Consider the following 7536-nt stretch of genomic DNA (forward strand, 5'->3'; position numbering starts at 1 on the left):
ATTCGAACCAGGCATTTTCCGTGACGAACTATTCCTTCGATCATCCCTTCGGAATTCCTTACCGCGGCTTTTCCCGATATCGTCACGTGGTGCAACGCGATGCCGAACGCGACAAGGGAGCGCCTTCGGTCGCCGCTCGTCATCTCAAGGCGATCGACGATTTCCGCGAGCCGAGTTCTGCCGTTGTCGACAATCGAATCGTCTGGTGGGTATCGTCTTCGGGAAATCCGGTGCTGCGCAGTCGCAGCGACCTGCCGCTCTATGCTCGCGTCGATGCCGGTACCGGTGGAGAGGTGCCATACGTCGAATGCAGCAGCTGCCATGACCCACACACCACCAATCCCTCGTTTCTGAGGGTCAGCCAACAGGGCAGTCGTCTATGTCTGACCTGCCACGATAAATAGCGGAGGGGTTCGCCATGCATCCTGTCGTCGCAAGAATCGCGGTTTCCACGTTTACGGCGCTGCTGTTTCTAGCCGGATGTGCGCCCATGCCACAGGGAGACAAGAAGCTTGACAACAAGCCGATCGTCTTTCCGTCTGCTCCGGACGAACCCCGATTCGTCTACGAGCGCACCATCTTCAGCAGCGCCGATGTCACCACGAGAAAGGCTGATTCGGAACTCAAGCAACTGCTGACAGGTGCGATGGAGGGCGGCGAAGGGCTCGGCAAGCCGTACGCGGTGGCGGTCTATCGCGGCCGTATCATGGTGACCGACTCGGTCGACCGCTTCGTGCGGGTGTTCAATGTGCCGGCAGGCAAGTACTACAAGATCGGTGAGGACGAGGCGGGATCGCTGGTCAAGCCGATGGGCATCGACGTTGATAACGCCGGCAACGTCTATGTCGCAGATGCCACCGCCAAGTCGATCATGGTCTATGACCAAGCAGGCAAGTTTCTGCGCAAGATCGGCGGACCGAAGCAGTTCGATCGGTTATCAAGCGTCACCGTCGATCATGAGGGAAAGCGGATCTACGTCGTCGATATCGGCGGCGTCTCCTCGGAACGCCATCAGGTCAGAGTCTTCGATGCCACCAACGGCAATCATCTGTTTGACATCGGAAAACGCGGCAAGGGGCAGGGTGAGTTCAATTTGCCGCGGGATGTCGCGATCGGCAAGGATGGCCGGATCTACGTCGTTGATGGTGGAAACTTCCGCGTGCAGGTTTTTGACGCATCGGGCAAGTATCTCCAGGCATTCGGCAGCATCGGGAAGCAGCTCGGCAACTTCGCTCGCCCGAAGGAGATCGCCTCAGACGCAGAGGGCAACGTCTACGTTGTCGATGCGGCCTTCGGCAACTTCCAGATTTTCAATGGCGATGGCGACCTCCTGATGTACGTTGGTGAGCGCTCTGAAAGGGACGGTCCGGCGCGCTACATGCTGCCGTCGGGGATCTACGTCGATGAGGATGGGCGGATCTACATGGTTGATCAGTGGTTTCGCAAGGTGGACATCTTCCGGCCGATCGGGCTGCCGGCGGAAGGCGGTTATCTCGGCCGGCGGCCGACGGCTGCCCAGAAATGACGGTGGGTCGTACGGCTTCCCGTCTCCGGGAATGCCCTCATGAAATTTCCGGGAATTCTCGTGCCCGGGTTTATGAAACCTGATGATTGTGATGTAAAAAACTGCTTTAAAACAGTGTGTTGCACTTCCTTTGCGGGGCTGGCACGGTTGCTGCATCAGTACAGGCGAGGGCTTCGGCCTCCGAATGAAGCAATCTTGATCAATCTACGGGAACTGGGGAGTATCACCATGCAAAGCAAAAGCACCATCTCCAAGCTGACCGGCAGCCTGCTTAAGCTGGTCGCCGTGTCCGCGCTGATGCTCGGCGCCGCCGGCATTTCGCAGCAGGCTGTCGCGGGTATCGCGAACACCAAGCACAACCTGGGTTCGACCGGCGCTGCCGGCAACAACAAGACTTCCGACACCGGCGAGATCTGCGTCTTCTGCCATACCCCGCACGCTGCCGACACGACTGCTCCGGCCCCGCTGTGGAACAAGAATCTGTCCTCGATCGCCACTGGCTTCACGACCTACTCGACGGCGAGTTCCAGCACCATCGACGGCGAAGTTCTGGCCGTCGGCTCGGTCTCGATCGCATGTCTTTCCTGCCATGACGGTTCGCAGGCGATGGACAACATCATCAACGCCCCGGGGTCGGGTGGCTATGACACGACGGGCGGCGGTGCCAACGGACGTGCCTACACGTGGTCGGGCAGCTCGGTTAACGCGCAGGGCGTCATGCAGAGCTCTTCGATCGCGATGCTCGGCAAGGACCTGACCAACGACCATCCGATCGGCATCCAGTACTGCGGCGGCGGCCAGACTGCGGCCACGCCGACGGGTGCCTGCAAGGACACTGACTTCAAGGGTCCGGGCTCGGGCCTCAACAGCGCCACAATCAATTCCCAGCTCGTCTGGTGGGTTGACAGCACGGGTGCGGGCGGCACGGCCGGTTCGCGCGACAAGACCGACATGATCCTCTACAGCCGCGCCTTCGCCGCCGGCACCGGTCCTTCGGTCGAGTGCGCCAGCTGCCATGATCCCCATACCGAAACCAACCCGACCTTCCTCCGCGTGTCGAACGTTGGTAGCGGTGTGTGCCTCTCCTGCCACGTGAAGTAAGCAGAGCCGGCTGAACTGCAGTACCCGGGCGGGCCGGACAGCGATGTCGGCCCGCCCGCTTTCTTTTCAAGACAAGAAGGAGCAGACGTGAAAAACCTACCGACCCGTTTCGCACGGCGAATGGTGCAATCCCTGATCCTGGCGGCAGGCATTGCTGCTGCCGGCGCCTCGGCGCAGGCGACGCCGGCCGCTGCCGGCGGCGATTCTCCGTTGTTTGCCACGGTGAATGGCAAGCCGGTGACCCTGCAGGAGTACGAGGCGACCTTCACCAACGTGATGCGTCAGAAGTTCTATCACGGCAAGGTTCCCGACGGTGAGATGGCGGCCGTGCGCGAGGAGGTGAAGGACAAGATCGTGCAGCGCATCCTGCTCGTCGAGGAGGCGGATCGCCGCGGCATCAAGGCTGATGAAAAGGCGGTCGCCGAGCAGATCGCGACCTACGACGCCCGTTATGCGGGTAGCCCGATGTGGCAGCAAAACCGTGAGCGTCTCTTGCCGGGATTGAAATCGCAACTTGAGGAGCAGAGCCGCCTGGAACTGCTCGAGAAGGCGGTCCGGGGTACGCCCTCACTCAGTGATGATGAGGTTCGCGCCTATTACGACAAGCATCCCCAACTCTTCACAGAACCTGAAAAGGTCCGCCTGTCGGTCATTTTGCTGGGGGTCGACCCATCGGCGGGGGGCGCCGCGTGGCAGCAGGCGCGTGCTGAAGCCAAGCGGCTTCAAGAACAGCTCGTCGCCGGCGGCGATTTTGCCGAAGCGGCCCGCTTGCGTTCGTCTGGCAGGTTCGCCGAGGAGGGCGGCAATGCGGGCTATCTGCATCGCGGCATGCTGCCGGAAGCCCTGCAGAAGAGAATCGATGAATTCCGGATCGGCGAAGTCGCCGAGCCGCTCGACATTCTCGAAGGCGTCGCCATCTTCCGTCTGGACGAGCGTGTGCCGCCCAAGAAGCGGGATTTCGTCGACGTCGCGCAGCGTGCGCGCGATCTCGCGGGTCGCGATCGGCAGGATGCCGCCTGGCGGGATCTTCTGGCTTCTCTGACCGGCAAGGCCGACGTCAAGCTCGTCTTCAACCATACCGGCGCCGAACCGAAGAAGTAATCCTCTTCCCAGGCACTTCCTGAGCCTTCTCCGGGAGTGCCTGCTGCGCCGTTTGCCACCAGCAACGGTTATTCGCGGTCTGCGAGGCACCTCTACGCATGCTTCGACAAGACGGGAATTCCCTCTGTCTCCCGAAGATGCAGGCGGGGCGAACGTCTGGCACCGATGCTGCTTATAGACAGGCATCTCAATGTCGATGGCGTGCAATGACGATTGCCGCCAATGCAACACCGCGTTCATGCCGACCGATTCCAGAGCCCGACGACGACCTTCTGATGCCGCGCCCGGCCGGCGTCTGTTTGCGCTCGCCGGCAGCGTCCTGGTCCTTAGTGCCCCGCGCGCCGGCTATGCCGTCGTTCGCGCCGAACCGCCGCCGGTCGAGCCCCGCCCCGTGGCGCTTGCGATGTCGACGGCGCTCGGCGCGACTGGTGGACGCGAACCGGTACTCCGCGGCGAAGACGGTCCACTGATACTGCGACAGGCGGGCTCGCATGTTCTGGGGCGCGAGGCTGCGGCGCCGTCATCAGCAGGCGCTCCTCCTGCGTCCGTTCCGAGTAGTCCGCCGACGCTCTATGCAGCGGGGAATCTCGCTTCCGACGCAGCCCACGATGACGGCGACGAGGTCGGCAGCGACGAACCGATCGGGCCGCCCGTGCTGCTGGGCGACATGCCTGGGCGTCGTCCCCCGCCCTATCCGACGGGGGCCGCAGCGCGCACTTCATCCACGCCTGTCGGGACGGCCGCGTGTCCGCCGGGGCAGCCCTGCGTGATGCCTGCCGGCACGCTTCCCTGCCAGCCCGGGCAGGCCTGTACGCCGGGCCTGGTCGGGACACTGCCGGGCACGCTGCCCGACGGCGGCGCGCCCAGCATCTTCGGTGATGGCAGCGGCGTACGTGCTGCACTCAAGTCCACAGGCGATGAGGGATCCGGCGGAGGCTGGGGACTCGCTCCTATCCGCTGGGGTGGCTCCGTCGGTGTCCAGATGCTTCGTCAGCAGACGCAGGACAATAAATCAAACTGGTCGAACTACACCGGGATTTTCAACCTGCGGGGCGCGAGCTACATCTATGCGCCGTGGATGGCGCAGGTGGCAGCCAACCTCAGCTTTACGGGTACTCGAGGAACCAGCAGCGGGGAGGGTACGGGCAGCTTCAGCAACGACCAGACCTCGATCGTCGGCGGCGCGATGCTCAATCTTTTTCCTCAAAGCCGCTTCCCGTTTCTTGCAACGATCGACCGTACCGATAGCCAGGTCAATGGCAGTTTCGTCACGTCACCCTATACCAATACCCGCATCAACCTGCGGCAAAGCTATCGCAGCGAGAGTGGGCAGCAGAACGGCAATATCGGCTTCGACCGCAGCGTGGTAGAGCAGCGCTCCGCGGTCGGTACGGATACCGTCAACGCTGTCTATGGCGATTATTCGCACGCCTTCGAGAACCAGACGACCCAGATCAACGGCCGCTATGCGCAGACCGACCGCGATTACAACGGCGAGAGCTCGCGGCTGATGAACTATTACGCCCGACACACCTATCGCTATGAGGAAAACCTGAACCTCGAGACGAACACGATGTTCAACGACAATCGCTTGCGTTATCTGGTCAACAACTCGCTCGTCAACAGCAGCGGAAGATACCTGCAGATGAATTCGTCTGCGTCGTGGCGTCCCGAGGATGAGGAGATTCCGCTGGCGGTCACGGCGGGCGTGATGGTGCTCGATGCTTCAAGCAATTACCAGGGCGAGTCCAGTAAGTCGCAAAGCGTCTCGGGGAACATGTCCGCGACCTACGCCTATAGCGACAACCTGATGCTGATGGGCAGCGGCCTCGTCTCCAAGCTCAACAACAAGGGCAGCAGCGGCGGTCAGGACGTGCTGACGAACTTCGGTCTGGCTGCCAACTATGCCGGCACACCTCTCACATTTGGGAACTATTCCTATAACTGGAATGCCGGCAGCAGTGTCAATCGGCAATCGGGGGGCTCGTTCGGCAGCAACACAATGACCATGCTGCAGGCCAACCATTCTCTCGGTCGGGAAATTCCGCTTGGCGATCGCCAGTCGGTTCAACTCTCGGCGTCTCAGGGCGTCACGCAGAGCAACGACCAGATAATCGGCAATTCGACGACGCTCAACCATTCGGCCGGGTCGACCTGGCGATTCACGGCGGGCGACCAGACTTTCGGCTCGGTTGGCGTGACCTTCAGCGACAACCGGACGACGGGCGCCAACGAGGGTGACTATCAGTACATCTATCTGCAGTTGAACGGCAACGGCCAGCTGACGCCGCGTTCCTCCTTCAGCGTGAACATGACTGTTCAGTGGTCGATGCAGGACACCCAGACGCTGGTTGTGAACAATTCCCCATTTCTGGGAACGACTGCCTATTACACGGATCGCACCAGCAGAACCAGCATCTTCGGTTCGGCCAATTACTCGCATTCTCGTGCCTTCGACGTTCCCGGCCTGCGCTACAACCTTTCGCTGAACGCCAACACGCAAATGGGTGACGAGCGGCTCTACGGCAACGCAAACGGCAACCCCGAGCGCTACACCTGGTGGCTGGAGAATCGCTTCGACTACGCGATCGGCAAGCTCGATCTGTCGACCACTGGCACGCTGACCGAGGTAGGTGGCAAGAAAAATGCTCAGGTCTTTTTCCGAGCCACCCGGAACTTTGGAAAGTTCTGATTTTGCGGTAGGGCGGACACCCGGATCAATTGAGGAATTGCAATGAAGACATTCATGAAGGGGCTGCGGCGCGGCCTGTTTGCGAGCTTGCTGCTCGCGCTCTTCGCCGTGCTTTTCGTCGATGTGCAGGATGCACAGGCGGAGTACGGTGATGTGGTGATCAACAACCACTCCGACGCAGCCGGGATGCGCCCGGTCATCTTCCCGCACTGGTTCCATCGGGTCCGCTTCGCCTGCAAGGTCTGTCATGCAGACCTCGACTTCAAATTCAAGGCTGGCGGAAACGATATCAACATGGTGAAGATCATTGACGGGCAGTTCTGCGGCGCCTGCCACAACGGCGATATCGCCTGGTCCGTTGAAAACTGCAACCTGTGTCATTCCGCCAAGCCCGGAACGCCGACGCAGGTGCATGAAAGCACCATCCAGAAGCTGGCGCAGCCGACTGGCGCGCCCCAGAAGAAATAAGGTGCGGCCATGAAGAAACTGACACTCATCACCTCGACCCTCCTTGTGCTGACGGCGACGTCGGGCGCTCTCGCCGACGGCAAGGATGTCTATACCAAGGTTTGTGCCGTGTGCCATGCCGGCGGCATCGCTGCGGCCCCGCGCCTTGGCAATGCAGCCGACTGGGGGCCGCGCATTGCCGGTGGAATGCCGAAGCTTTATCAGTCGGCGCTGAAGGGCACGCCAAAAGGAATGCCAGCCAAGGGCGGCAACCTGACGCTGCCCGATGCAGACGTGAAAGCCGCGGTCGACTACATGGTCGCTGCAGCCGGCGGCGCCAAGCCGACAGCCGATGCCAAGGCAGAGTCGAAGCCCGAGGCGAAGAAGGAAACCAAGGCGGAAGCGAAGGCCGAAGCCAAGACTGAGGCGAAGAAGGAAACCAAGGCCGAGGCTCGCAAGGAAGAGTCGCCGAAGGCTGCTGCACCCGCAGCTGGCGCGCCAACGGCGGCAGCGGCAGCACCCGCACCGGCGTTCGGACCGCAAGGGGTCGTCGCGGCTGCCGGGGCCTCCGCGGAAGACGTCAACACCTTCAACCGGCTGCTCAAGCCGCCTTCTAAGCGCAACCTGCCGCCGGCGGAAGACGGGATCCATGATCCGACGAACGACGGTA

The 7536-nt window shown here is 61.6% G+C and carries 7 protein-coding genes; all 7 read left to right on the forward strand.

From position 1 onward, the window contains the following. A partial coding sequence (locus RKP46_RS13125) for a cytochrome c3 family protein (RefSeq protein ID WP_311107049.1) occupies positions 1 to 404 on the forward strand: 404 nt, incomplete at its 5' end. 86 nt (positions 405 to 490) lie between these two features. Next, positions 491 to 1525 carry a 6-bladed beta-propeller gene (locus RKP46_RS13130; RefSeq protein WP_311107050.1) on the forward strand — a complete coding sequence of 345 codons (1035 nt, stop codon included), beginning with the start codon at positions 491 to 493 and terminating at the stop codon, positions 1523 to 1525. A 228-nt stretch (positions 1526 to 1753) separates the two neighbouring features. Continuing rightward, positions 1754 to 2626, forward strand: a complete 873-nt coding sequence (locus RKP46_RS13135; RefSeq protein ID WP_311107051.1) for a cytochrome c3 family protein — start codon at positions 1754 to 1756, stop codon at positions 2624 to 2626. A gap of 120 nt (positions 2627 to 2746) precedes the next feature. After that, entirely contained in the window at positions 2747 to 3727 is a 981-nt protein-coding gene (locus tag RKP46_RS13140; RefSeq protein ID WP_311107065.1) for a peptidyl-prolyl cis-trans isomerase, read from the forward strand. Positions 3728 to 3917: 190 nt separating this feature from the next. Next, entirely contained in the window at positions 3918 to 6419 is a 2502-nt protein-coding gene (locus tag RKP46_RS13145) for a hypothetical protein (RefSeq protein ID WP_311107052.1), read from the forward strand. Positions 6420 to 6461: 42 nt separating this feature from the next. Further along, positions 6462 to 6887, forward strand: coding sequence for a c(7)-type cytochrome triheme domain-containing protein (locus RKP46_RS13150; RefSeq protein ID WP_311107053.1), 426 nt, complete (start codon positions 6462 to 6464; stop codon positions 6885 to 6887). Between the two features lie 9 nt (positions 6888 to 6896). After that, positions 6897 to 7536 (forward strand): c-type cytochrome (locus RKP46_RS13155; protein ID WP_311107054.1); only part of this gene is annotated, 640 nt, incomplete at its 3' end.

The organism is Accumulibacter sp. (assembly GCF_031732815.1).
Lineage (GTDB): Bacteria > Pseudomonadota > Gammaproteobacteria > Burkholderiales > Rhodocyclaceae > Accumulibacter.